Below are 24832 nucleotides of genomic sequence, written 5' to 3'. Positions count from 1 at the left end.
CCGGACTGTCTATCGACCGAGTGACGGAGGGGCAACGGATTTTCGTCGGCGGCGGGCGGCCGGTGGTGAGGGCCTACGACAAGACGTTGACGTCGCGGACCGCTCCGCCGTTCCGCCGCTGATCGACCGCCCCTGAGCGTTGCACTGCCGCGGAGAGCTCGCGGGGTTCGCAACTCCTTCGCGTTAAGCTTGGCGCATGAGTGCCCGAGCTACCTCACGCCCCGGCGGGCGCAGTGCCCGCGTCCAGCAGTCCGTGCACCAGGCCGTCCGCGAGTTGGAGGCGGAGGTGGGGCGGGACGCCCTGACCGTGCCGCTGATCGCGGCGCGGGCGGGGGTGACGCCGTCCACCGTGTACCGGCGCTGGGGGGATCTGCGGGAGTTGCTCTCCGACGTGGCCGTGGAGCGGTTGCGCCCCGACGGTCCGCCGGCCGACCACGGCAGTCTGCGGGCGGACCTGGCGGCGTGGGCGGTGCAGTTCGCAGAGGAGATGGACTCGACGGCGGGCCGCACGTACGTCCGTGACGCCCTGCTGGGCGACCCCGAGCAGGGCAACGCGGTGCGCTGCTCCGACTACGCCGCCGAGCAGTTGACGGCCATCGGGGTGCGCGCGGCCGGGCGCGGGGAGGCCGTGCCCGGTGTGGAGGCCCTGCTGGACGTCGTCGTCGCCCCCCTGATGTACCGCATCCTGTTCCGTCCCTCGGAGCTGTCGGAGGCCTACACCGACCGCCTGGTGGCGGCGGCGCTCGGCCTGGAGGCTAAAAGCTAAGCGTTTGCGTTTTGGGTGGCGCGAGACCTACTCTTCCTAAAGCAAAACGTTTGCCTTTAGGCATGAGAGGTACTCCGTGCTCAGCATCGTCGCCCCGCTGTCCCCGCCCCGTCGCCGGCCCGTGCTCGGCCGCCGCGGCGCCTTCGCCCTGCACGCCTCCGTCCTGGTCGGCCTGCTGGCCGCGTCGAGCGCCCCGACCCCGCTCTACGCGCTCTACCAGGCCGAATGGCACTTCTCGGCGATGACGCTCACCGTCGTGTTCAGCGCCTACGCGCTCGCCCTGCTCGGCGCGCTGCTGACCGCGGGCACCCTCTCGGACCACCTGGGCCGGCGCCCCGTCCTGGCCGGCGCGCTGCTCGCGGAAGCGGTCGCGATGGCCGCCTTCGCCACCGCCCAGGGGGTCACGGCGCTGATCGCCGCCCGGATCCTGCAAGGCCTGGCCACCGGGGTGGCCAGCGGTGCCGCCGGAGCGGCGCTGCTCGACTTCGAGGCCCCCGACCGCCCCGGTCGGGCGACGCTCGCCAACGGCACCGCCCCGGTGGCCGGCATGGCGGCCGGCGTGCTGGCCGCCATCGCCCTGGTGCAGTTCGCCCCCGCTCCCACCCGCACCGTGTACCTCCTGCTGCTCCTGCTGTTCGCCACGCAGGCGGCCGCGGTGCTCCGCACCGCCGAGACGGCGCGCCCGCACGCCGGCGCGTGGCGCTCGCTGCGGCCCGGCATCGCCGTCGCCCCCGCCTCCCGCCCGGCCGTCCGGGTGCTCGCACCCGGGGTCGTCGCCGCCTGGGCGCTGGGAGGTTTCTACTCCTCCCTCGGCCCCTCGCTCGCCCGGCTGGTCGCTCCGCACGCCTCCCGCGCCACCGGCGGCCTGGTCTTCTTCACCCTGACCGCCACGGCCGGCCTCGCCGTCCAGGCGGCACGCCGGCTGCCCGCCCGCACCGTGAGCACCGCAGGCACCGCACTGCTGGTCCCCGGCGCCCTGCTGACCCTGAGCGGCCCTCAGCTGCACAGCCTGCCGGCCCTGTTCGCCGGCACCGCACTGGCGGGCACCGGCTTCGGCGCCGTCACCCAGGGCGCCCTGCGCCTACTGCTCGGCCCGGCCGCCCCCGACGAGCGGGCCGGCACGCTCGCCTCCTACTACGTCCTCAGCTACCTGGCGATGAGCATCCCCGCCGTCCTGGCGGGCCTGCTGACCAACCTGTACGGCCTGCGGACGGCCGTCGCGGTCTACGCCGTGACGGTGGTGCTGCTGGCCCTGGGCGGCCTTGCCCGCACCGTGCGCCGGCCGATCGCCGGCTGACTGCCTATCACCTGCCACACCCGCCCTGTTTGCCTCGCCTGCCCCACCCACACGAAAGGCCCCACCGATGAACACCATGACGCACCCTCAGGCCGCGACCCCGGCGAGCACCGGCTGGCACCTCGGCGGCATCACCGTCCGCCGCGTCGACGAGATCGAACTGCCGCGGCAGACCGGCCCCTGGCTGCTGCCCGGCGCCACCAAGGAGGTGCTGGACGAGGCCTCCTGGCTGCGCCCGGACTTCGCCGACGCCGAGGTGCCGCGCCTGGCGAGCCACAGCTTCGCGGTGACGGCGGGCGGGCTGCGGATCGTCGTGGACACCGGGATCGGCAACGGCAAGGAGCGCGCCAACCCGGCCTGGAACGGCCTGGACACCGACTTCCTGGAGCAGCTGACGGCGGCCGGCTTCCCGCCCGAGTCCGTCGACCTGGTGATCACCACGCACCTGCACACCGACCACGTCGGCTGGAACACCCGCCTGGCCGACGGGGCCTGGGTGCCCACCTTCCCCCGTGCCCGCTACCTCACCAGCCGCACCGAGTGGGACCACTGGGCCGGCACGGAGCTGGACGAGGCCCGCGCCCAGATGTTCCGCGACTCCGTCCACCCCGTCCGCGACGCCGGGCAGTACGACCTGGTGGACGTGCCCGACCAGGGGTACGAGGTCGCGCCGGGCATCGTCCTGGTCCCGGCTCCGGGGCACACGCCGGGGCAGGTCGCCGTGGAGCTGCGCGGCGGCGACCGCCGGGCGCTGATCACCGGCGACAGCATCCACCACCCGGTCCAGCTCTCCCACCCCCACGTGCACAGCTGCGTCGACATCGACTCCGCCCAGGCCATCCGCACCCGTGCCCGGTTGCTCGACGCCGTGGCGGACACCGACGCGCTGCTGATGGGCACCCACTTCCCGCGGCCCACGGCGGGCACCGTCCGCCGGGAGGGCGACCGCTACCGGCTGCTCGCCGAGCCGGGCGTGCAGCTGCCGAGCTAAGAGCTAAAAGCCAATCCTTCGCCGAACCCCAACCCGGACCCGAGCCCGAGCCGGAACCAGAACCGGAGGCCAGCCATGCCCGCCGTCGAACTGACCCCACCGGAGGCCGCTCGCTGGGCGGCCCGCGCCGGACTCGTGCTGCCCGCCGAGCGCCGCGCCGCGGTCACCGCCATGGCCAACCACATCCACGGCGTCGTCGCCGTGCTGCGCGAGCTGGACTTCGCGGACGTCCCGCCCGCCGCCGCCTACCGCGCCATGACGGACACCACCGCGACCACCACCGCGAACAGCACCGCCAACACCGCCGAGGAGCAGCACGATGCAGCCGTATGAGTTGTCCCTCACCGCGGCGGCGGACGCGATCCGCGAGCGGCGGCTGTCCCCCGTCGAGCTGGTCGACTCCGTCCTCGACCGCGTCGAGGAGGTGGAGCCGCAGCTCGGCGCCTACGTGGCGCTCACCGCCGAGCGGGCGCGGCGGGAGGCGGTCGAGGCCGAGCGCGACGTGGCACGGGGTCGGTACCGGGGGCCGCTGCACGGCGTCCCGATGGCCCTCAAGGACCTGATCGACGTCAACGGGATGGCCACCACCGCCAGTTCCCGGGTCCGCGCCGACCATCGCGCTACGGCGGACAGCACGGTCGCCGCACGTCTGGGCGCGGCGGGCGCGATCCTGCTCGGCAAGACCCACACGCACGAGTTCGCGTTCGGCCTGACCACCCCGCAGACCCGCAACGCCTGGGACCGCGACCGGGTCGCCGGCGGCTCCAGCGGCGGCTCCGCGGTGGCCGTCGCCTCGGGCAGCGCCACCTTCGCCCTGGGCACCGACACCGGCGGGTCGATCCGGGTGCCCGCCGCGCTCAACGGGGTCGTCGGCCTCAAGCCGACCTACGGCCTGGTCCCCCGACACGGCGTCACCTCGCTGTCCTGGTCGCTGGACCACGTCGGCCCGATCACCCGCACCGTCGAGGACGCGGCCCTGGTGCTGGCCGCACTGGCCGGCCACGATCCGCGCGATCCCGCCTCGCTGCCGGTGCCCGCCGCCGACTACCGGCCCGGCCCCGACGCGGACCTGACGGGGTTGCGGATCGGTCTGCCGCGCAACTACTACTTCGACCACGTCCACCCGCAGGTGGAGACCGCCGTCCGGCACGCCGTCGGGCAGTTGGCGGCGCAGGGGGCGCAGCTCGTCGAGGTCGACATCCCGATGACCCGTTACATCCGGGCCACCCAGTGGGGCCTGATGGTGCCGGAGGCCGGCGCCTACCACGAACGCACCCTGCGCACGCTTCCCGAGCTGTACCAGGAGGACGTCCGGATCCTGCTGGAGGCCGGCGAGTTGATGAGCGCCGGCGACTACCTGCGCGCCCAGCGCGCCCGCACGCTGATGCGCGCCGAGTGGGCGCGGCTGCTGGAGCAGGTCGACGTGGTCGCCGCCCCGAGCGTCCCGATGCCCGCGGTCGGGGCCGGTGAGGAGACGGTCGACTGGCCTGACGGCACGACCGAGTCCGTCTCCGACGCCTACGTGCGGCTGTGCGCCCCCGCCAACATCACCGGCCTGCCCGCCCTAACCGTTCCGGTCGGTCACGACGCGGCGGGCCTGCCGATCGGCATGCAGCTGCTCGGCCGGCCCCTCGGCGAGGCGACGCTCCTGCGGGTCGGCCACGCCTACGAGCAGACGCGGCCCGCCCGGGCACTCGCCACCGCGGCCTGATCGTCCGCGACGGCCTCCCGGATGGCGATCCGCGCCAGGTAGTGGGAGAGGTCGTGGGTCGGGCGCCAGCCCTGGGCGCGGGCCCTGGTGGTGTCCAGTACGACACTGGTCGCCAGTTGGTCGACCGCGTAGCCGGTCAGCTCGGTGCGGCGGGTCCGTGCGGCCAGCCGGACCAGCGGCCGCGGGAGGTGCACGATCCGCGGCCTGCGGCCGAGCGCCGCGCACACCCGGCGCAGCGCCTCGTCCCGGAGGTACGGCTCGGCGTCGGCCACGTTGTACGCGCCCGGCGGCCAACCGGCGGCGGCCAGGCAGGCGTCGGCGAGGTTCTGCACGGAGGTGAGGCTCAGCAGCACGTCGGGGCCGGGCAGCGGGAGCAGGCCGCCCGGGCCGAGGCGGGCCAGCAGGCGCGGCACCAGGTGCGGGTCGCCCTCGCCGTACACGGCGCGCGGGCGCAGCACTACCGCGCCCGCTGCCAGGGCGAGTCGCTCGCCGGCCGCCTTGGAACGGCCGTAGGCGTTGAGGTGGCCGGAGGCGGTGGGGTGGTCCTCGGTGACCAGGGCGCGGCTGGGGCGCGGGTCGTAGACGCTGGCGCTGCTCACCATGACCAGCGGGCGGGCGGTTGCGGACTCCAGGAGGCGGGCGGTGCCGGTCACGTTGACGGCGAGTTGCTCGGCCTCGGCCGGGGAGCCGGGCGGGTGGTCGCCGACGGCCGCCGCGCAGTGGATCACCAGGTCGCAGTCGGCGAGGGCGCCCCGGTCCGGGGCCTCGACGGCGGCGTCCCAGGGCAGGTGCCGGCCGAGTGGGCCGGGGCGGCGGCCGAGGCAGAGCACCTCGGCGCCGGTGGCGGCTGCGGCGCGGGCGACATGGGAGCCGCAGAATCCGGACGCTCCGGTGACGACGATACGCACGGGGCCTCACGTTCCATCAGAGGGTGGGGCCCGGCCGTGACCAGCAGGCTGGCGTAGGAGGGCAGGGCGGTGCGGCGGGCGGGGGTGGCCCGGTGGATGCGGGGGTGATGGGGAGCCAGCGCGCTCAGGAAGTCGGTGAGTTGGGCGCGGGCGAGGGTGGCGCCGGGGCAGGCGTGGGGGCCAACGCCGAAGACGGCCTGGGTGGCCCCAGCGCGGTCGGTGGGCTGGTCGCGGTGGGACTCGGCGGCGTGGCGGGCGACCAGGATCAGGCGGTCGCCGCGGCGGATCGGGGTGCCGAGGACGGTGGCGTCGGCGGCGGCGACTCGCGGCAGGACCGGTGAGGGTGCGGTCAGCCGGAGGAGTTCGGCGGCGAGTTCGGGTGTGATGCGGTCCCAGAGCCGGGCCCGGCCGCACCAGGCGGCGGCGCGCGGGAGCGCGGCCGCGGTGGTGGTGACGGCGGCGACCGCGAGCATGGCGTCACGCGGATCGGGGAGCAGGGCGTTGAGCCGTTCGGCGGCCTCTTCGACGGCTCTGGCGGCGGCGCGGCGGCGGGGCAGCGTGGTGGGCAGGTGGTCGCGGGCGGCGGCGGCCGCGGCCCTGAGCGCGGCCTGGGCGAGGACCGGCGGGGGTGCGGAACTCCCGGTCAGGGCAGCGGCGGTGGCCCCGGCCAGCTCGTGGACCAGTGGCACCAGGTCGAAGGGGGACCCACGCTCGCCGAGCCGCCCGTCGAGGCGCCCGGTGAGCAGCTGCTGCCAGGCGGGCCGGAGTTCGGCGACCGCGCGGCTGCCGAGCAGGCCGCCGACGGCACGGCGGCCGGCGCGGTGCTCGCCGCCGTCCTGGTCGAAGAGCAGCCCGCCGCCCATGAGCCGGGCGGCCGCGCCGCCCGTGGTGCCCTCGGCGATCCGGTCCAGCGGGACGCGGGTGAGCACCTGCCGGTAGGCGTCGGGGCCGTGCACCAGGACGGTGCCGCCGAGGCGCAGCAGTGGACGGTGCCGGGTGGCGGCGAGCAGGGTGAACAGCACGGGGTGCGAGGCGAGGTAGACCCGGCGGTCGGCGGCCCGGGCGCGGCGGTGCGGGTTCACCAGGTGCCGGCCAGCTTGCGGGAGCAGTAGCGGGCCGCGGCGGCGCGGTCCGGCTTGCGGCTGCGGCCGCTGAGTGGGACTTCGCCGAGCAGCAGGGCGTCCGGGCGGGCGTCGCCCATCCGGACCAGCGGCCGACGCAGCGCGGTGCGTACGCGGCGGTGGTCGACGCCGGGCCGGGGCTGGACGAGGGCGACCAGCCGTTCGTCGCCGTCGGCGGCGGGAATGCCGACCAGGACGGCGAGTTCGACCTCGGGCAGGTGCAGGGCGGGCTCGTACAGACCGGGGTAGATGTTCTCGGCTCGGCGAAGCACCATGTCCTTGAGCCGGCCGGCCAGCACGATCCGGCCGTGCGCGTCGAGCCTGGCACGGTCGCCGGTGTGCACCCACGGGTCCGGCTCCTCCCCGAGATAGCGGTCGCGGGCGGCGGGGCCGGAGAGCAGCAGTTCGCCGTCGGCGGCGAGGCGCGCGGCGACGCCGGGCAGCGGGTGGCCGAGCAGATCGCCGTCGGCGGTGAAGGCGGCCTTGTCCGCGTGTTCGACGGCGGCGGCCGGGAAGAGCTCGGTGAGCGCGTACACGCCCCAGGCTTCGCGGGCTCCGGCCCGTTTGACCCGGCCGAGCAGTTCGGCGCCGGCCGGTGCGGAACCGGTCCAGACCCGGCCGGTGAAGTGGTCGAGGGCGCGCAGTTGCGGTGGGGTGAGGTAGGTCTCCTCCGGTTGCAGGGTGGCGAGTTGGCGGCCGAGGGTGCGCGCCGAGCGGGCCGGGAGGGCGACGCCCGCGCCCGCGGCCAGGGCGGGCACCAGGACGAAGAAGGTGCCGCCGAGGACGGCGGTGCCGGGCTGCGGGTCGACCAGCGCGGCGACCGAGCGCAGGCCCGCCGCCAGCCCGGCCCGGGTGTGCACCACCCCGCGCGGGGCGCTGGTGGTGCCGGAGGTGAAGACGATCACCGCGTCGCCCTCGCCGTCGTACGCGGCGGGCGGCCTGCCGCCGGTGGCGAGGGCGGGCGCGCACCCGGGGCGGCGCGGGCCGACGGTGGCCACCGGGGCGAGGGCGTGCAGCGGGGGCAGCGCCAGGCCGGCGCGGCGGGCCAGCGGCCGGGCCCAGCCGGCCACCGCCTGGGCGGCGGCGTCGGCGAGGACCAGGGCGGGTGGGGCCAGGGCGAGCCGGGAGCGCAGCACGTCGGGACCGGCCGTCGGGTCCAGGACGGCGGCGCGCAGGCCCAGCCGGTGCGCGGCGAGCAGGACGGCGAGGGCGCGCGGGCCGGGCCGGACGGCGATGCCGAGGGTGTCGCCGGGGCGCAGCCCGTACCGGTGGTGCAGGGCGGCGGCGTAGCCGTCGGCGAGGTCGGCGAGCTCGCCGCAGCGGGCGCGCACCCGGACCGCGCCGGTGCGGGTGCAGCCGAGCAGGGCGGGCCGGTCGCCGCCGGTGCGCAGGGTGTGGTCGAGCAGGTCGAGCACGGCACGTCTCCTCAGCGGATGTCGACACGGCGCCGGCCGGCACCGCGGTCCAGGTACCAGCGGGCGGTGCCGATCACGCCGTAGGCGCGGATGCGGCGGGTGGAGTTCTGCACCACCATGTCGCGGCGGTGCACGATCGCGGTGGTGTTCCTGCGGACCCGGTTGATGAAGGTCCGGTCGGTCGGCGAGGGGCGGCGCGGCATGCCGCCGACCGCCTGGTACAGCTCCGCGGTGATCGCCATGTTGTTGCCGCCGTGCATCCGGTACGGGGTCAGGAAGCCGTGCCGGCGGCGGTGCGCGGGCCGCACGCGGCCGAAGAGCGCGCCGAGCGTGACCAGCACCCTGAACAGGCCGCGGCCGAGCGGTCCGTGCTCGTCCCGACGGGCGACGATGCGGCCGCAGACCAGGCCGCGGGAGGCGAGCAGCCCGGCGCGGGCGGCGGCGGTCCAGCCGGGCTCGGGCAGGCAGTCGGCGTCGGTGCGGGCGAGCAGGGTCGCGCCGTTCGCGATGGCGTGCCGGAAGCCGGTGTCGATCGCCGAGCCGACGCCCTTCTCCGGCTCGACCAGCACCTCCACCGGGAACGGCGCCCGCTCGGCGAAGGCGCGGACCTTGGCGAGGGTGGCGTCGGTGGAGCCGTTGTCGGCCACCAGCAGGGTGAAGTCGCGGTCCCGCTGGGCGGCCAGCGCCGCCAGCGCCCCCTCGATCCGGGCCTCCTCCTGGTAGGCCGGGACCACCACCCACAGCTCGGTCATGACTTCTCCCAGACCATCGTCATCAGGCTGACCCCACCGCCCAGGCCGACCATCAGCACCCGGTCGCCGGGAACCAACTCGTCGTGTATTCGGTCGAGTTGGACGCCTATGCTGGCGCTCGCCAGATTGCCCAGCTCGGGCACGGTGAGCACCAGCTTCCCGGCCGGCACGCCGGTCAGCTCCACGAAGCGCTCCAGGTACGGCAGGGTCACCTGGTGCACCAGCACCCGGGCGTAGGCGTCCCGGCGGTACCCGGTGCGGGCCTCCACCCGGGTCAGGATGTCGACGCCGATCTTCTCGAAGACCCCGCGCAACTCCTTTCCGCCGCCCCGGAAGTAGCTCCACTCGTCACCGCGCGGGTGGCGCGAGCCGCCGCCCGGGATGCCACCGACCTCCCAGTGCTCGGAGGCGGTCTCGGTCTCCACGTCCAGGATGCCGCCGCGCGCCACCGGCTCCACCACCACCGCGGCTCCGGCGTCGCCGAAGGTGTAGCCGGCGAAGCCGTCGCGGAACTCCGCCAGGCCCGACGGGTCGCGGCGCATCGCCCGGCTCGGTGTCTCCCCCGTCACCACCAGGGCGCGCCGGGCCCGGCCGGCCAGGATCATCGCGCGGGCCGTGTCGATGCCGTTCAGGAAGCTGTTGCAGGCATTGGAGACGTCCAGCGCGTGGGCACGGGAACCGAGTTCGGCCTGCACCAGGTGGGCGGTGGCCGGCTCGCAGATGTCGCGGGTGGCCGAGGCGAACAGCAGCAGGTCGATGTCGGCCGGCAGGTAGCCGCCCCGGGCCAGCGCCTGGCGAGCCGCCCCCAGGGCCAGGGTCGAGGCGTACTCCCCCTCGGCGGCGAACCGGCGGGTGCGGATGCCGGTCACCTTCTCGAACATCCGCTCCGGCAGGTGCATCCCGCTGCCGGCCGTCACCTCGTCCTGGAGCTGTTGCGAGGTCAACTCCCGTGCGGGCAGGCATGAGCCCACCGCGGTGATGCCGACGCACATGGTCTTGAGATCCATGCCGCCATGCTCCCAACCGGGGCCGGTGGGAAGCCTGAGTACGGGTACTCAGACCGGCGCGCGAACGCACTCAATGCCGTACGGGCGGCCGTGAGCGAAGCTTGCCGCAAGGGGCGCGTGACGTCGCACAGCCCGTCCGAACACGTACGCTCACACCTACAATCGAACTGTCATGGCACGGTTACACACGGGGGCGCCGTGAGTGAGCAGCAGGGGATGCCGGATCCGGACGGGGCGGAGGATCTGGCGGAGTTCGTCGGGTTGTTGGGCGAGTTGCGGGCGTGGGCGGGGATGCCCTCGTACCGGGTGCTGGCGAGGCGGGTCGGTCCGCTGATGCGGCCCGCGCGCGACATCCCGCTCACCACCGTCGCGGACACGTTCAAGGCGGGTCGGCGGCGGCTGGACCTGGGCCTGGTCGTGGCGATCGTCCGGGCGCTGGGGGTCGACGGGCCCGCGGTCGCCCGGTGGCGCGAGGCCTGCGTCAAGGTGCACGGACTGGCCAAAGTGGGCGGCCCGGTCGGGGTGTTCGGCCAACTGCCCACGGACCTCGCCACGTTCACCGGGCGCCGCGAGGAAATCGCCCGCCTGATCGCCGCAGCCACCCAGCGCCACGACGGCGACCGCGCGAACACCGTGCTGATCTCCGCGATCGAAGGCATGGCCGGCGTGGGCAAGACCCAACTCGCCGTCCACACCGCCCACCGGCTCGTCGGCGCCGGCCACTTCACCGACGCGCAGCTGTACGTGAACCTGCGCGGCTTCGAACCCGACCTCGCACCCGCCGACCCGTCCGCCGTCCTGGAGGCCTTCCTGCGGCAACTGGGCGTGCCGGCCCAGCAGATCCCGGCCGGCCGCGACGAGCGCGCGGCGATGTACCGCGACCGGCTGCGCGAACGCAGCGCGCTGATCCTGCTCGACAACGCCGCCGACGAGGACCAGGTCCGCGACCTCATCCCCGCCGGCGCCGGCTGCCTGGTCCTGATCACCAGCCGCCGAAGCCTGGCCGGACTCGACGGCGTCGTCCCCCACTTGCTCGACACCTTCACCGACCCCGAAGCGCTCGACCTGCTCACCCGGATCGCCGGCCACGACCGCGTCGCCGCCGAACCCGAAGCCGCCGCGCGCGTCATCGAGTACTGCGACCGCCTCCCCCTCGCCCTGGCCTTGACCGCCGCCCGGCTCCGCTCCCGGCCCGCCTGGAGCCTGGCCGAACTCGCCGACCGCATGCGGTCCGGACGTCTGGAGGCGATCAGCGCCGGCGGCCGCGCGATACGCCCCGTGTTCGACGCCTCCTACCAAGCGCTCCCGGACCGGGCGCAGCAGGTGTTCCGCCTCACCGGCCTGCACCCCGGCCCGGACTTCAGCGCAGCGGCGGCGGCCGCACTGGCCGGCATCACCGCCGGCGAGGCCACCGAGGCACTGGAACTGCTCCTGGACGAACACCTGCTCCAGCAGAAGCGCAGCGGACGCTTCGAACTCCACGACCTGCTCCGCGCCTACGCCGGCGAGCAGGCCAACTCCCGTGACTCCGACCAGGAGCGCCGCGCCGCGGTGCACCGGATGCTGGACCACTACGTGCACACCGCGCACGCCGCCGCCCTGCACGTGGAACGGGGTCGGGACCCGCTGGACCTGACCCCGCCACAACCCGGGGTCCACCCGGAACAGTTCGCCGATCACGAGCAGGCGCTGGCCTGGTTCTCCACCGAACACGCCGTGCTCCTCAGCGCCATGGGCCACGCCGCCGCCAGCGGTTTCGACACCCACACCTGGCAGTTGGCCCACGCCCTCGCCACCTACCTCGATCGGCGCGGGAGATGGCACGACCTGGCGGCAGTCGGCACCACCGCGATCGACGCCGCCGACCGGCTGGCCGACCCCCTCGGGAAGGCCATCGCCCACAACATCGTCGCCCGCGCCCACCTCCGCCACGGCAACTACGCGAACTCCCGGCATCACCTGCACCAGGCCCTCGACCTGTTCGACCGGATCGGCGACGTGAGCGGGCGAGCCGACACACACATCGAACTCGCCAGGGTGAAAGCCTGGCAGAGCCCTCCGGCCATTGCCGAAGCACTTGAACTCGCCCATCAAGCCCACGCCTTGTACCAGTCCTGTGGTCACCGGCTGGGGCAGGCCCAGACCGTGACCGCCATCGGCTGGGCGCTCGCCCGCCTCGGCGACTACGCACAGGCCTTGACCTGCTGCCGACAGGCCCTGCCGGTCCTTGAGGAATTCGACGACCGTGAACGGCAAGCCCATGCCTGGGACAGCATCGCCTACGCCCACAGTTACCTGGGCCAGTACTCCCAAGCCGTCGCGTGCTACGGACTCGCCCTCGATCTGTGCCGCGACCTCGGCGACCGCCCGTTGGAAGCCGACATCCTCAACCGCTTCGGCGACGCCCACCTCGCCGCGCACCACCCCGATGCGGCCCACGACGCCTGGCGAAAGGCCCTGGCCATCTTCACCGAACTCGACCAGCCCTACGCCCACCAGATCCGCGACAAGCTCGGGGCCGTGCCGTGAGCGAGCTGTCGCGGTCCTGTTGGGCGTCGCGCGGACGCGCTCGGCGTCCTCAGTGCTGGATCAGCCCGCCGACCCGGACAGCAGCGACGTGGCCGGTCGGCGGCACGGTCTGCGCCAGGGCGAGTCCGATGTCGACCAGTGACGATCGGCGCAGGCCTGCGACATCGGGGATCGGGGTCCAGACCGACTCCGCGGTTTGGCCGTTCGGCTCGGGGCGGAGCCGACCGGCGGTGATACGGACACGGTAGAAGACGCCCACGTTCTGGTGCTCGGTGCCGGCCCGGGCTTCGGCAGCGGGGATCACTCGCGAGTCCACGCCCAACAGGCGTTCGACCACCGCCTCGCAGCCGGTCTCCTCGGCGACTTCCCGGATCACCGCGTCGAAGGGATCCTCCGCGTGCTCCACCCCACCGCCCGGGAGGGTCCAGGTGGATTCGCCCTCCGGGGTCACGTGACGGGCGAGCAGCACGCGCCCGTCCTCGATGCACACGGCGTACGCCGCCAGTCGGAAACCCATCTCCGCAGGATAGGTGTTGCGCACCTGGGCCACCTGACGGCGCGTCAGCGCGCGCGGACCCCGTCGATGGCCAGGTCGAGCAGCCGGTCGGCCTCGGCCGGGCCGCCGGGGTCCTCCTCGGTGGCCGATGCGATGGCGCCGACGAGTTTGAGCAGGTGGGTGATGGTGACGCCCGGGCGCACGGCGTCGACCTCGCGGGCGCGGTCGAGGAGTTGATCGCCGGCGGTGGTGATCATCGCGTGGCAGGTGCTCCCCAGCGTCGGGTCACCGTCGCGGGTGCGAGTGCCGTGCATGACGGAGGCTCCCAGGCCCCGGTTGGCCACGGCGTGGGCACAGACGGCCCGGAGCCAGGTGACGAGTGCGGCGCCGGGATCGGGGTCGGGAAGCAGGTCGCGTGCCTTGGCGCACAGGACGTCGACTTGTCCCTTGAAGACGGCTTCCAGGAGCGCCTGCCGCGAGGGGAAGTGTCGGTGGAGCGTGGCCGAGCCGACTCCGGCATGCCGGGCGATCTCCTCCAGGGAGGCTTCGGCGCCCTGTTCGGCGACGAGGGTCTCGGCGGCGGCCACGATCCGGTCGTAGTTGCGGCGTGCGTCGGCACGCATCGGCCGTGCGGCCGGCTCGGCTGCGCTCTTGGGCACGGGGTCTCCTGACGACTTGCTAACTGGGGTGGCCCTCCATATCGTATCGCTCGACAACCGGGGGGCCACCCCACTTACCGGGTGGCCCTCGCCGGCATGCGGCAGTGCGACATGGGGAGATTCGTGGAACCGACAGGAAAGACCGTCGTGGTGGTGGGGGCGACCGGCCTGCAGGGTCGGGCGGTGACACGGCACCTGCTCGGCAGCGGCTGGCAGGTGCGCGCGCTCAGCCGCGACCCGGACGGGGCGCCGGCCAGGGAGTTGGCGAGCGCCGGTGCGCAGATCGCGTGCGCGCAGATGGACGACGTCGGCTCGCTGATCGCCGCGGCCGAGGGCGCGCACGGCATGTTCAGCGTCCAGCCCACGGTCGGCTCCCCCGGAACCGCACCGGACTTCAGCGCCGAGGACGAGGTCCGCTGGGGGATCAACGTCGCCGAGGCCGCGCGTGCCGCCGGCATCGAGCACTTCGTCTTCACCTCGGTGGCCGGCGCGGACCGCCACGGCAGCGAGCGACTGCCGCAGAACCTGGTCAGCAAGTGGCGGATCGAGCAGCACATCGCCGCACTCGGCCTGCCCGCGACGATCCTGCGGCCGGTCTCCTTCATGGAGAACTTCACCGGCGGCTACGCCCTGCAGGGCGGCGCGTTGGCCACCGCACTCGCCCCCGAAGTTCCGCAGCAGGTCATGGCCGTGGACGACGTCGGCTTCGTGACCGCACTGGCCTTCTCCCGGCCCGAGGACTGGATCGGCCGCGAAGTCGCCCTGGCTGGTGACGAGCTGACGCCGACCCAGATCGCCGCAGCCATCGGGGACGCGCTCGGGCGCCCGCTGCCGTACGTGCGGATCCCGATCGGGGCGATCCGGGCGCTCAGCGAGGACTTCGCGTTCGCCAACGAGTGGCTCAACGAACGCGGTTACCGTGCGGACATCAGCGCGACCCGCCGGATCCACCCCGGAACGATGAGCTTCGCGAGCTGGCTGGACCGCGAAGGCGCCGCCCGGATCGCCGCCTTCCTGGCCACCCAGCCCACCCCGGAGCAGCACTCGTGAACGGCCTCGGGCGCATCGGGATCTGGGCGGGCGACCTCGACACCTACCCCGCGGCAGGGCTGCGCGAGGCCGCGGCCGCGGTCGAGGACCTCGGCTACGGCGCCCTGTGGTTCGCCGAGACCACCGGGCGGGAGGCCATGGCGCAGGCGGCGATCCTGCTGGCCGCCACCCGGCGGATCACCGTGGCCGCGGGCATGGCCGACATCTACGCGCGCGACGCGGTGACGACCGCCGCCGCCCACCGGACCCTGGACGAGGCGTTCCCCGGGCGGTTCCTGCTCGGGCTGTGGGAGAGCCACCCCAACCTCGCCCAGAACGTCCGCGGCCACCGCTTCGAGGCACCGCCGACCGCCATGCGCGCCTACCTCGACACGCTGGACGCCGCCCCGTTCGGCCCGCCCGGCACGACGGCCGCACCGCACCGCCTGCTCGCGGCGCTGGACACGACCATGCTTGCGCTCGCCGCCGAACGCGCCGGGGGCGCCGGCGTGTTGGGCATGCCCGTCGAGTACACCCGAACGGCGCGGAGCGTGCTCGGACCTGACGCGCTCCTGGCGGTGACCCAGCTGTGCGTCCTGAGCCCCGACCGCTCGCGAACTGCCGAACTGGCGGCGGCCACCGCAGCAGCGGCCCTGCCCAACCGGCGCGCACTGCTGCACGACCTGGGGTACCAGGACGTGGACGCGCTCGACGCCCGGCTCGTTGACGCGGTCGTGGCCCACGGCGCCGCCGAGGACGTCGCCCGCCGCATCCACGAGCACCTCGACGCCGGAGCCGACCACGTCAGCCTCCACGTCCTGACCACCACGCCGGGCACCGTCCCCGTCCGCGAGTGGGAGCAGCTAGCCACCCACCTGCCGACCTGATCCCCTCCTGTCGTCGAACGCCTCGTCCGGCTCACGGTGGAACTCGATCCAGGCCTCGGGCGGGAGGAAGCCGACCTGGCCGCCGTCCCCGATCCAGACCGCGCCACGGTGCGCGGCGTCGGGGTCGGGATCGGTGGGCGGGATGTGCGGGGTGGCGGTGACAGGGCCCACGTAGTGCTCGAAGGGCCACTGCGGGGAGAGCGCGAGACGGACCGGGGCGTCCGGGTCGAACGCGGCGAGGGTCGCGATCAGCTCGGCGACGGTGCGGTGGTGGTGACGGTAGGTCATTGGTGGCTCCTGTCAGTTCCGGTTGCGGCAGTCGTCCCGGTGGCCCGGGTTGCCGAGGAAGGTGGTGGCGGTGACGCGCAGCGGGCCGGCGGCGAGGTCGGCCAGCGAGCGGACCTCGCGGACCGGGACCTCGCCCGCGCAGTCGGGGCAGCGGCCCAGCAGGTGGAGCGGCTCGTCGGTGTAGCGGGGCTCGACGAGGGAGAACCGGTACGCGCTCCTCGGGTCGGCGGGGTCGGTCGCGGTGAGCAGCAGCGCGTCGCGGGGGTGGGCGGCCCGGCGTTCGTCGTCGACGGCGGTGACGGCGGTGCGCGGGACGGCGAGCAGGGCGGCCACGCGCAGCACGGCCAAGGCGCGTTCCCTGGCCTGCCAGCGCGGGTCGGCGACGGCGGCGCGCACGAAGGCGGCGGCCTCGCGGGCGCGGAGGGCGATGGTCAACGGGGCTCCGGTTCGATGGGCGCGGAGGTGGCTCGCCCGGCGAGGGTGCACTTCCTCCGGCTGGTGGGATGAGATGCTGGGTGGTGGTGCCGTCCTCGATTGGTGCGGGGGCGGCACCGCCACGAGCTGGTGCGGTTTCAGTGACGGGTCACCAAGTCCCGGCAGTGGTACGGGAGCTGGTGCTCCTCACGGGTGAGCGGCGCGGGGTCGGCCAGGGCCCGACACAGAAGGCGGCGCGCGCCCAGGCCTGCCAGAGTCCGATCGGCTCCGGCGCACCAGCGGGCAGGTAGCCGAAGTACCCGCGCCCGCAGGGGCTGGTGACGTGGACGTTGGCGGCGGCGTCGGTCCAGCGGAGCCAGCCGGCGTCGGCGATCAGCGGAGCGGCGACGGCGCCCGGCTCCTGGTAGCCGCTGCCGGCCAGGTAGCGCGGGGTGACGCACAGCCGGCGGGCCGCGCCGAATTCGACGGGAGTTTTGGTGGGCGTGACGGTGGTCATTTGATGGGTCACCACATTTCGCTGAATGGGCAGGCGAGAATTCACGTGGATTGCGCGGGAGAATGCCCGACGAGGCGTCAAATGCCCCACATCGGCGCGGAATTGTGCCGGATTTGCTTTGCTTGTCCGGCACGTCTCGACGATAGCCCGACGCATGCGAGCCGTGAAGTACTGGCTGCGATCTGCGAAACGCTGGTGATTTCGGCGACGCACGACGGCTTGCGTCGTGAATTCCGCTTCGCCCGACGCCTTCTGTCGTGCGATCAGGAGAGCACGACACATTCGCAGGAGAACCAGCCAGTTCCGACGTCTGATCCTCACCCTTTCGAGTGATGCCGTGCCAGTTCCCGGATCCGGCCGGTAGGACGAATGCGCCTGGCGTGGGTAATCCGCGTGGCGCCATCGACAACCGGCTCCTCTCGCGGCACAGGAGTCGCTAGCGTGCAGCCATGTCCACCGTTGTTCGTCGGCGACCCGAGCGTGCGTGATGCGAACGGGAGCGCAGTCGCCGGCACTGCCCGGCTACCCAGGCGCGCCGCACCGCCGGAGGGTTCCCCGGACGGACCAGCACTACGTCGACCTCGGCGCCGGTGCGCCCGTCCTGTTCGTGCACGGCAACCCGTCCTGGAGCTACATGTGGCGGCACCTGCTGACCGCCCTCTCCCCCGGGTACCGGTGCATCGCCCCCGATCTGACCGGCATGGGTCTGTCCGCCCGCCCTGTGACCTCGGCCGAGCCGGCCGAGCGCCTGCGCGCACAACTGGACGACCTGCAGGCCCTGTACGGGCACCTGGTCGTCGAGCGGGGACTGCCTGCCCACGGGTGGACCTTGGTGCTGCACGACTGGGGCGGGCCGCTGGGGATCGCGTGGGCGCGGCGCAACCCGGGCGTGGTGGCCCGGCTGGTCGTGCTGAACACGGTCGGCTTCCGCCTCCCGGAGAGCTACCGCGTCCCCGCGTACCTGCGGTGGATCCGCGACATCGCCCCGCTGGCGTCACTGGTGCACGCCACGAACCTGTTCACCCGCCTAGCGGTGCGGGTCGGGTGCCGGCGCCGACTGCCGCCCGAGGTGCGCCGTGCCTACCTGCTGCCGTACGCCAAGAAACAAGACCGGCGGGCGGTGGTCGACTTCATCCGGTGCATTCCCCGCGACGGCGGGGACGACCCGGTGTGGCGGGAACTGGACCTGCCCGACGGCCACGCCGAACCGACGACGGTGCCGCTGTTCGTCGGCTGGGGGATGAAGGACCCCGTGTTCACCCCCGGGCTCGCGGACGAGTGGCAGCGCCGCTACCCGCACGCCACGGTCCGCCGCTACCCGGCCGCCGGGCACTTCGTCATGGAGGACGTGGCCGACGAACTCGCCGGACACCTCCTCGACTTCCTCCATCGGACGGAACGACGGTGACAGCGATCGACCTGTTGGCGCGACTGGAGCGGGTGGCGAACGAGCGGTCCGGTGACATCGCGCTCGTGTGCGGCCGGCGCGACGGCTCCGGGCAGAGCCTGCGGTTCGCAGAGCTGTACCGCGCAGCTCTGCGGACCGTCGACGCCTTGTGCGGCGAGGGCGTCGAGCGCGGGCACCGGGCGGTCGTGATGACCCAGGATCCGTTCGAGCTGGCCGTGGTGATCTGCGCGCTGCTGCGGCTCGGCGCCGTCCCGGTGCTCATCGACCCTGGCCTGCCGCGCGCGGACCTCCGGGCGTGCCTGGACGAGGTGGCGCCCGAGGTGTTCATCGGCCAGCCGGCAGCGCTGCTCGCGCGCCGGGTACTGGGCTGGGCGAACGGCCACGTGCGGATCGCCCTGGCGACCAGGGCCGGCCGACCACTGGTGTGGGCCCGCGCCCTACCGATCGGACGACCGGTGGCCGGAGCGGTGCCCGAGGCGCCCCCAGTGGTGCGGTCGCCCGCACCCGACGATCTCGCGATGATCGCGTTCACCTCCGGATCCACCGGACGACCCAAGGGTGTGGAGTACCACTACTCCACCCTGACAGGGCAGTTGGACGCCCTGGAGCCCCTGCTGGCCGGCTCCGATCGGGGCCCGTTGCTCTCCGGGTTCCTGCCGTTCGTCCTCTTCGGCCCGGCCCTCGGGCTGACAACCATCGCGCCCGCCGTCAGCCACCGCGCGCCCGCACGCACCCCACCCCAGCGGGTCCTTCGCCCGCTGCTCGACCACCGGGCGTCGACGGTGGTCGCCTCGCCCGCGGTCCTTTCCCTGCTGGCCGAGCACTGCGCGCGACGCGGCCTCGTCCTGTCGTCGGTGAACCGGGTGCTGTCGTTCGGCGCGCCGCTGCACCGGCGCCTGGCCGACCTCCTGCACCGCGTCCTGCGCCCCGATGCCGAGGTGCTGAGCGTCTACGGCGCGACCGAGTGCCTGCCGGTCAGCGCGGTGAGCACCGCCCGGCTACGGGAGGGTGCAGGAGGCAGCTGTGTCGGACGGCCGCTGCCCGGCCTGAGCGTGCGGGTACTGGAGGCGGACGCCACCGGGGTGGGTGAGATCGCGGTCGCGGGCCCGAACGTCAGCGTCGCCTACCACTCCCGGCCCGAGGCGACCGCCGCGGCCAAGCTGGCCGCCGACTGCGGGCTGCTGCACCGCACCGGGGATCTGGGGCGCTTCGACGAGCAGGACCGGTTGTGGTTCCACGGCCGCAAGGCCCATCGTGTCACCGGGAGCGACTTCACCTTGTGCACCGAGGAGATCGAGGCCGCGACCGGCCGGGTGCCGGTGGTGCGGCGCACCGCGCTGGTCGGGATCGGACCGGCCGGGCAGCAGCGCGCGGTGCTCTGCGCCGAACTCGAACCCGGACGCGATACCGGACGCGAAAGCCGTTGCACCGCACGCCAGTTGCTCAGCGAGGCCCTCGCGCTCGTGCCCGGCGGACAACACGTCGAGGCGCTCCTGATCCACCCGCGGTTCCCCACCGACATCCGGCACAACTCGAAGATCGACCGGGTGCACCTCGCCACCTGGGCCGCACAACGCCTCGGGAGCACGTCGTGAACGGACCCGACAAGGTGCTGGTGACCGGCGGAACCGGCTTCCTCGGGCTGGAGATCTGCCGCCAGTTGGTCGCCCGCGGCACCGAGACCGTCTCGATCAGCCGACGGCCGAGCGCCGAACTGGCCGAACTCGGCGTGCGCCAGTACCACGGCGATCTGGCCGACCTGGCCGACCTCGCGGTGCTCGCGCGTGCCGCGAACGGCTGCGGCGCCGTGGTCCACAACGCGGCGCTCGCCGGATGCAGCGGTCCGCTGCGCCCGTACTGGCGGACCAACGTGGTCGGGACGCTGAACGTGATCGCCGCGTGCCGCCTGCAGGCCGTGCCCGCACTGGTCTACACGTCGACGGCCAGCGTCGTCTTCCGCCCCGGCGGGCTGGAGAACGTCGACGAGCGCCTCGGCTACCCGCGGCGCCACCTGGCCGCGTACCCGATGACCAAGGCGAAGGCGGAGGAGATCGTGCTGGCGGCCAACGGCCCGTCACTGGCCACCGTCTCGCTGCGACCCCACCTGATCTGGGGCCCCGGCGACCCGCACTTCACCCCGGCGCTCCTGCGCTCCGTCCACGGCGGACGGCTGTTCATGCCGGGAGACGGCTCCGTCCTCGTCGACAGCACCCACGTGCGCACCGCCGCACACGCGCACCTGCTGGCACTCGACCGCCTCCACGCGGGCCACCGGTCAAGCGGGCGGGCCTACTTCATCACGCAGGGCGAGCCGCTGCCGGTGGGCAGCCTGGCGCTGCTGCTCCTGGCGGCCGCCGGGGTGACGGCCCGTTGGCAGGCGCTCCCGCGTACGCTCGTCCACCTGGCCGCGACGGCAAGGGACTTGGGCGCCCGACTGCCCGGTTCGACCGACACGCACGCGCTGAGCCGCTTCATCACGGCCGAACTGACCCACCCGCACTGGTTCGACCTCACGGCTGCCCGCACCGACCTCGGGTTCGCTCCGCCGGTCACCCTGACCGAGGGCCTGACCCAACTGGCCGGGGACGCGGGCCTGTCCGATGCGGTGAAAGTCCTGTTGGCAGCCCGGGCCGGCTGAACCACGCGTCACCCCGGACCACGCGGCACGGGATCCGCACCCGAATGAACCAAGTTCTACGCCGCACGGCCGTGCTGACACCGCAACCGCGAGCACCACCGCTAGCTTTCAGCACATGCCACACGTCCGAGCCCGCCTCGCGGGCGCATCGGCCCACCTGCCCGAGCGCTACGTCACCATGGCTCAGCGCGAGGCCCAGATCGCGGCCGCCGGCCCCTTCGCCCCGCCGTCGGGGCTGGTGACCCAGCTCACCGGTGTACAGGGCGTCCACCTGATCGGTGACGACGAACAGGCCTCCGACCTGGCCGTGGCCGCAGCCCGCAAGCTCCTGGCCGAGCACGGCACGGACCCCACCGACATCGACCTGATGATCTTCGCCTCGGCCTCCCAGGACCTGGCCGAACCGGCGACCTGCCACATCGTGGCCGCCGGACTCGGCCTGACCTGCCCGGTCTTCGACCTGAAGAACGCCTGCAACAGCGTCCTCAACGCGATCGAGACCGCCAACGCGCTCATCGCCACCGGGCAGTACCGCACCGTCCTCATCACCTGCGGCGAGGCCCCCTCGCTCTTCGCACCCCCGTACCTGCCCGACGCGCAGGCCTTCGTGCGGGCCATGCCGTCCCTCGGCCTGTCGGACGCCGGATGCGCGATCCTCCTCACCGCCCACGAGGCCGACCACGAAGACCCCTTGCTGGCAACGGGGGTGATCGCGAGCCGGTTCGCCGCCGACTCCACGGCCTGGCCATCGGTCACGGTCAGCACCGGCGGGACCATCGACGCCCGCCGCCCGGCCGGTGCGCCGCAGGCCTGGTTCCAGATGACGAACACCCGCATGCGCGACAGCCTGACGCAGCTGACGCCCCGCAAGGTCCTTCCGCTGATCGGCGATCTCGGCCTCACCTTCGAGGACTTCGCCTTCATCGGCGTGCACCAGGTCTCGCTCGCGGACATCGAGTTCATCTGCGGCCCGGCCATCGGCGTCCCGCGCGACAGGCTGGTCGTCATCGTCGACGCCCTCGGCAACCTCGCCTCGGCCTCCGTGCCCCTCCAGCTCGCCCGCGCACTGGAGAGCGGCCAGGCCGGCCCGGGAGACCTGATCGGCCTCGTCGGCCTGGCGGCCGGCTGCAGCGCCGGCATGGTGATCATCAGGCTCTGAGCCCCGCCACAACCACCCCGTACACAGGCAAGGAGCCCCCGTGACGAAGCTCTTCGAGCCCATCAAAGCCAAGCTCGCCCACCACTTCAACATCCCCGAGGCCAGCATCACCCCCGACGCCACGTTCGAGGACCTCGGCCTCGACTCGCTCGGCACGGTCGAGTTGCTGTGCGTGCTGCAGGACGAACTCGGCCTCCGGCTCCCCGCCGACGACGCCCTGAAGGCTCCGGACACCACCATCGCCCAGGCCGTGGCGGCCGTCGAAGCGGCTCAGCCGCAGGCGGCCGGTGAAGACCTCCGTTCCGCCACCGTCGCATGAGTGCCGATCAGATCGCGGTCACCGGCCTGGGACTGCTCACCTCCGGCGGCCCCGACACCGCCACCACCTGGGACGCGGTCTGCGCCGGCCGCCCCACCGCCGCCATCGACCCGGACCTGGGCGACGTCCCCGTGCCGATCAGCTGCCGGATCCCCGACTTCGACGCCAGAACCCTGCACGGCCGCAACGCCTGGCGCATGGACCGCTTCGTCCACCTGGCGCTGGCCGCCGCCCGCGAAGCCGTCACCCACGCGAACCTGGATCCGAACACCTGGGACGGCACCCGTGTCGCGGTCATCGTCGGGGTCGGCAGCGAGAGCCGCGAAAGCATCTTCACCGCCACCCGCAAGGTCATCAACCACGACTACGCGACGCTCTCGCCCCTGACCGTTCCCCGATCGACGACGAACGCAGCCGCCGCGGAGATCGGCATCGCACTCCGTGCCTACGGCCCCAGCATGGCCGTCACCACCGCGTGCGCCTCCGGCGCGACCGCGATCGGCATCGCCAAGGACCTTCTGGCGGCCGGTCGTTGCGACATCGCCCTGGCCGGCGGCGCCGAAGCGCCGTGCCACCCGCTCTCGTCACTCGGCTTCTCCCAGATGGGCGCACTGTCCACCCGGCTGCACGACCCGAGCGGCGCCAGTCGCCCGTTCGACGCCGACCGCGACGGCTTCGTCCTCGCCGAAGGCGCCGGGATCCTGGTCCTCGAACGAGCCGCGCACGCCCGGGCCCGGCGCGCCCCGGCCCTCGCCCACCTCGCCGGATTCGGCGCCTCCACCGACGGCCACCACTACGCCGCCCCGCACCCCGACGGCATCGGCATCGAACGGGCCTTCACCGCCGCGCTGGCCGACGCCGACCTGCACCACACCGACATCCACCACGTCAACGCCCACGGCACGGGCACACCGATGAACGACCGCATCGAAGGCGCCACCCTCCAGCGCATCTTCCGGGGCCGCCCGCCCGTCGTCACCTCCGCCAAGGGCACCACCGGCCACGCGCTCGGCGCGGCCGGGGCGATCGAAGCCGCCCTGAGCGTCCTGACCCTGTGGCACCAACTCGTTCCGCCCACCGCCAACCTGGATCGGATCGATCCCGACATCGACCTCGACGTCGTCAGCAAGCAGCCCAGGCCCGCACGGATCGACGCCGTCGCCAGCAACTCCTACGGCTTCGGCGGCCACAACGCCGTCCTCGTCCTCACCAGGTCGTGACCACGCAGCGAGCAAGGAGAACAAGCCATGCACGATGAGACGACCCCTGAACTCAACGAGACGCTGCTGGTCGACGTCCTCTGCTCCCACTTCAGGGTGCCCCGCGAGGAGGTTCGGCCGACGTCGACCTTCGCCGAACTGGGGCTCGACTCGCTGGCGGTGATGGAGTGGGTCGTCATGATCCAGGAGCGCACCGGCCAGCAGCTGTTGGACCGCCTCGGGAGCCTGTCCGTCAACGACACGCTCGACGACGCGGTGCGGCTCCTGCGCACCGCGCCAGTGGCATCGGCCTCCGCTGGATGAGCGACCTGCTGACCGTGGCCCATAACACCGACCTGCTAAGGGAGTTGGAACCCGTCGTCGCCCGGGAACTGGACCGCCACCTGGCGACCGCGCGCGAGTGGTTCCCCCACCAGTACATCCCCTGGGACCTGGCAACCACCTTCGAGGGGCCCCTCAACGGCACCTCCTGGCACCCCGACCAGTCACCACTGGACCCCTCGGTGCGGGACGCCCTGCTGATCAACCTGCTCACGGAGGACAACCTCCCGAGCTACCACTACGCCATCGCCTCCCACTTCGGCCGCGACAGCGCCTGGGGCACCTGGGTCCACCGCTGGACCGCCGAAGAAGGCCGGCACTCCATCGCACTGCGCGACTACCTGCACGTCATGCGTGCCGTGGACCCGGTCGAACTGGAGCGCGGCAGAATGGCCAACCTCTCCACCGGCTGGGAGATCGAACAGCCAACGCCGGCCCACGTACTGGCCTACGTCACCATCCAGGAACTCGCGACCCGCGAAGCCCACCACAACGTCGGCCAGGCCATCGGCGACCCGAACGGCACCCGCCTGATGCGAGCCATCGCGACGGACGAGAACCTGCACATGCTCTTCTACCGAACTCTGTGCACCGCCGCGCTCGACCTGAGCCCCGACCTGATGACCCGCGCCTTCGCCGACGTCATCGACACCTTCCGCCTCCCCGGCCACGGCATGCCCGCCTTCCGCACCCAGCCCGCCCGCTTCGTCCTCTCGGGCCTCTACGACGTCGCCGTCCACCACGACCGCGTGCTCGTCCCGCTGCTCCGCGCCCTGCGCCTCATGGAACGCGGGAACCTCGGCCCCGAAGGGGAGGCCGCCCGCGACCGCATCGGCCTGCTCCTGGAGGCCCTCGCGGGGAAGAAGCAGCGACTCGTCGAACTGCGCGAGCGCGTGGCACGGTTCCCAGCCGTCACGGGGTGCGCCTGCGAAGCGGTTCGCAGGCGCACCCCGTGACCGATGAGCGGGAGTTCCAGGGCG

General features: G+C 73.6%; 25 protein-coding genes. 16 read left to right on the top strand and 9 right to left on the bottom strand.

Annotated elements, in window-relative coordinates; all coding sequences use genetic code 11:
* Positions 1-196 precede the first annotated feature (196 nt).
* The 5 genes from FHX73_RS29470 to FHX73_RS29450 all read left to right on the top strand — a co-directional run bounded on the left by FHX73_RS29470 (position 197) and on the right by FHX73_RS29450 (position 4765).
* Positions 197-766 (top strand): TetR/AcrR family transcriptional regulator, encoded by a 570-nt coding sequence (locus FHX73_RS29470; RefSeq protein WP_145908931.1) that lies wholly within the window; start codon positions 197-199, stop codon positions 764-766.
* A gap of 76 nt (positions 767-842) precedes the next feature.
* A complete protein-coding gene (locus tag FHX73_RS29465; RefSeq protein ID WP_145908930.1) occupies positions 843-2063 on the top strand; it encodes an MFS transporter in 1221 nt (406 codons plus the stop codon).
* Positions 2064-2130: 67 nt separating this feature from the next.
* Complete coding sequence (locus FHX73_RS29460; protein WP_145908929.1) at positions 2131-3054, top strand: MBL fold metallo-hydrolase; 924 nt, start codon at positions 2131-2133, stop codon at positions 3052-3054.
* 75 nt (positions 3055-3129) lie between these two features.
* Positions 3130-3387 carry a hypothetical protein gene (locus tag FHX73_RS29455; protein WP_145908928.1) on the top strand — a complete coding sequence of 86 codons (258 nt, stop codon included), beginning with the start codon at positions 3130-3132 and terminating at the stop codon, positions 3385-3387.
* The gene (locus FHX73_RS29450; protein ID WP_145908927.1) at positions 3374-4765 is read left to right on the top strand and encodes an amidase; all 1392 of its coding nucleotides are present in this window, start codon (positions 3374-3376) and stop codon (positions 4763-4765) included. The genes FHX73_RS29455 and FHX73_RS29450 overlap by 14 nt, the downstream gene beginning before the upstream one ends.
* Here the strand turns inward: FHX73_RS29450 and FHX73_RS29445 are convergent.
* The 4 genes from FHX73_RS29445 to FHX73_RS29425 all read right to left on the bottom strand — a co-directional run bounded on the left by FHX73_RS29445 (position 4720) and on the right by FHX73_RS29425 (position 9968).
* Positions 4720-5673: an NAD-dependent epimerase/dehydratase family protein gene (locus tag FHX73_RS29445; protein WP_211786370.1), complete on the bottom strand. Its 954-nt coding sequence runs from the start codon at positions 5671-5673 to the stop codon at positions 4720-4722. The two genes, FHX73_RS29450 and FHX73_RS29445, sit on opposite strands and share 46 nt — an antisense overlap.
* 1078 nt (positions 5674-6751) lie before the next feature.
* Positions 6752-8209, bottom strand: coding sequence for a class I adenylate-forming enzyme family protein (locus FHX73_RS29435; protein WP_145908926.1), 1458 nt, complete (start codon positions 8207-8209; stop codon positions 6752-6754).
* An 11-nt stretch (positions 8210-8220) separates the two neighbouring features.
* Positions 8221-8961: a glycosyltransferase family A protein gene (locus tag FHX73_RS29430; protein WP_145908925.1), complete on the bottom strand. Its 741-nt coding sequence runs from the start codon at positions 8959-8961 to the stop codon at positions 8221-8223.
* The gene (locus FHX73_RS29425) at positions 8958-9968 is read right to left on the bottom strand and encodes a 3-oxoacyl-ACP synthase III family protein (protein ID WP_211786369.1); all 1011 of its coding nucleotides are present in this window, start codon (positions 9966-9968) and stop codon (positions 8958-8960) included. The genes FHX73_RS29430 and FHX73_RS29425 overlap by 4 nt, the downstream gene beginning before the upstream one ends.
* A gap of 198 nt (positions 9969-10166) precedes the next feature.
* Here FHX73_RS29425 and FHX73_RS47345 point away from each other — a divergent pair, with 198 nt between their 5' ends.
* A complete protein-coding gene (locus FHX73_RS47345; protein WP_170305131.1) occupies positions 10167-12497 on the top strand; it encodes a tetratricopeptide repeat protein in 2331 nt (776 codons plus the stop codon).
* 49 nt (positions 12498-12546) lie between these two features.
* Here FHX73_RS47345 and FHX73_RS29415 read toward each other — a convergent pair whose 3' ends face one another.
* Together FHX73_RS29415 and FHX73_RS29410 are read right to left on the bottom strand one after the other, a co-directional pair.
* A complete protein-coding gene (locus FHX73_RS29415; RefSeq protein WP_145908923.1) occupies positions 12547-13014 on the bottom strand; it encodes an NUDIX hydrolase in 468 nt (155 codons plus the stop codon).
* Between the two features lie 44 nt (positions 13015-13058).
* Complete coding sequence (locus tag FHX73_RS29410; RefSeq protein ID WP_342795333.1) at positions 13059-13652, bottom strand: TetR/AcrR family transcriptional regulator; 594 nt, start codon at positions 13650-13652, stop codon at positions 13059-13061.
* A gap of 123 nt (positions 13653-13775) precedes the next feature.
* On the opposite strand from FHX73_RS29410, the gene FHX73_RS29405 reads away from it, so the two are divergent.
* Both FHX73_RS29405 and FHX73_RS29400 read left to right on the top strand, forming a co-directional pair.
* Positions 13776-14702 (top strand): NmrA/HSCARG family protein, encoded by a 927-nt coding sequence (locus FHX73_RS29405; RefSeq protein ID WP_211786368.1) that lies wholly within the window; start codon positions 13776-13778, stop codon positions 14700-14702.
* On the top strand, positions 14699-15568 hold the full coding sequence (locus tag FHX73_RS29400) for a TIGR03620 family F420-dependent LLM class oxidoreductase (RefSeq protein WP_145908921.1): 870 nt from the start codon (positions 14699-14701) through the stop codon (positions 15566-15568). Before FHX73_RS29405 ends, FHX73_RS29400 begins: the two co-directional genes overlap by 4 nt.
* Here the strand turns inward: FHX73_RS29400 and FHX73_RS29395 are convergent.
* From FHX73_RS29395 to FHX73_RS29385, 3 genes are all read right to left on the bottom strand, one after another.
* Positions 15545-15856 (bottom strand): hypothetical protein, encoded by a 312-nt coding sequence (locus FHX73_RS29395; protein ID WP_211786367.1) that lies wholly within the window; start codon positions 15854-15856, stop codon positions 15545-15547. The genes FHX73_RS29400 and FHX73_RS29395 overlap by 24 nt on opposite strands.
* Before the next feature lie 12 nt (positions 15857-15868).
* A complete protein-coding gene (locus tag FHX73_RS29390) occupies positions 15869-16291 on the bottom strand; it encodes a hypothetical protein (RefSeq protein WP_145908920.1) in 423 nt (140 codons plus the stop codon).
* Positions 16292-16439: 148 nt separating this feature from the next.
* Positions 16440-16787, bottom strand: coding sequence for a hypothetical protein (locus tag FHX73_RS29385; RefSeq protein WP_145908919.1), 348 nt, complete (start codon positions 16785-16787; stop codon positions 16440-16442).
* Between the two features lie 487 nt (positions 16788-17274).
* Here FHX73_RS29385 and FHX73_RS29380 point away from each other — a divergent pair, with 487 nt between their 5' ends.
* The 8 genes from FHX73_RS29380 (at position 17275) to FHX73_RS29345 (ending at position 24808) form a co-directional block, all read left to right on the top strand.
* Entirely contained in the window at positions 17275-18195 is a 921-nt protein-coding gene (locus tag FHX73_RS29380; protein ID WP_145908918.1) for an alpha/beta fold hydrolase, read from the top strand.
* The gene (locus FHX73_RS29375) at positions 18192-19790 is read left to right on the top strand and encodes an AMP-binding protein (protein ID WP_246213943.1); all 1599 of its coding nucleotides are present in this window, start codon (positions 18192-18194) and stop codon (positions 19788-19790) included. The genes FHX73_RS29380 and FHX73_RS29375 overlap by 4 nt, the downstream gene beginning before the upstream one ends.
* Entirely contained in the window at positions 19787-20833 is a 1047-nt protein-coding gene (locus FHX73_RS29370; RefSeq protein WP_145908917.1) for an NAD-dependent epimerase/dehydratase family protein, read from the top strand. Before FHX73_RS29375 ends, FHX73_RS29370 begins: the two co-directional genes overlap by 4 nt.
* Before the next feature lie 115 nt (positions 20834-20948).
* Positions 20949-21992, top strand: a complete 1044-nt coding sequence (locus tag FHX73_RS29365) for a 3-oxoacyl-ACP synthase III family protein (protein WP_145908916.1) — start codon at positions 20949-20951, stop codon at positions 21990-21992.
* 40 nt (positions 21993-22032) lie between these two features.
* Positions 22033-22311 carry a phosphopantetheine-binding protein gene (locus FHX73_RS29360; protein WP_145908915.1) on the top strand — a complete coding sequence of 93 codons (279 nt, stop codon included), beginning with the start codon at positions 22033-22035 and terminating at the stop codon, positions 22309-22311.
* Positions 22308-23531, top strand: coding sequence for a beta-ketoacyl-[acyl-carrier-protein] synthase family protein (locus tag FHX73_RS29355; protein WP_145908914.1), 1224 nt, complete (start codon positions 22308-22310; stop codon positions 23529-23531). The genes FHX73_RS29360 and FHX73_RS29355 overlap by 4 nt, the downstream gene beginning before the upstream one ends.
* Positions 23532-23558: 27 nt before the next feature.
* Positions 23559-23834 (top strand): acyl carrier protein, encoded by a 276-nt coding sequence (locus FHX73_RS29350; RefSeq protein WP_145908913.1) that lies wholly within the window; start codon positions 23559-23561, stop codon positions 23832-23834.
* Positions 23831-24808, top strand: a complete 978-nt coding sequence (locus FHX73_RS29345) for an acyl-ACP desaturase (protein ID WP_145908912.1) — start codon at positions 23831-23833, stop codon at positions 24806-24808. Before FHX73_RS29350 ends, FHX73_RS29345 begins: the two co-directional genes overlap by 4 nt.
* Positions 24809-24832 lie beyond the last annotated feature (24 nt).

The sequence above is a fragment of the Kitasatospora viridis genome (genome assembly GCF_007829815.1).
GTDB lineage: Bacteria > Actinomycetota > Actinomycetes > Streptomycetales > Streptomycetaceae > Kitasatospora > Kitasatospora viridis.
Note: the sequence above shows the minus strand (reverse complement) of the source record. Positions and strands in the feature narration are given on the sequence as shown.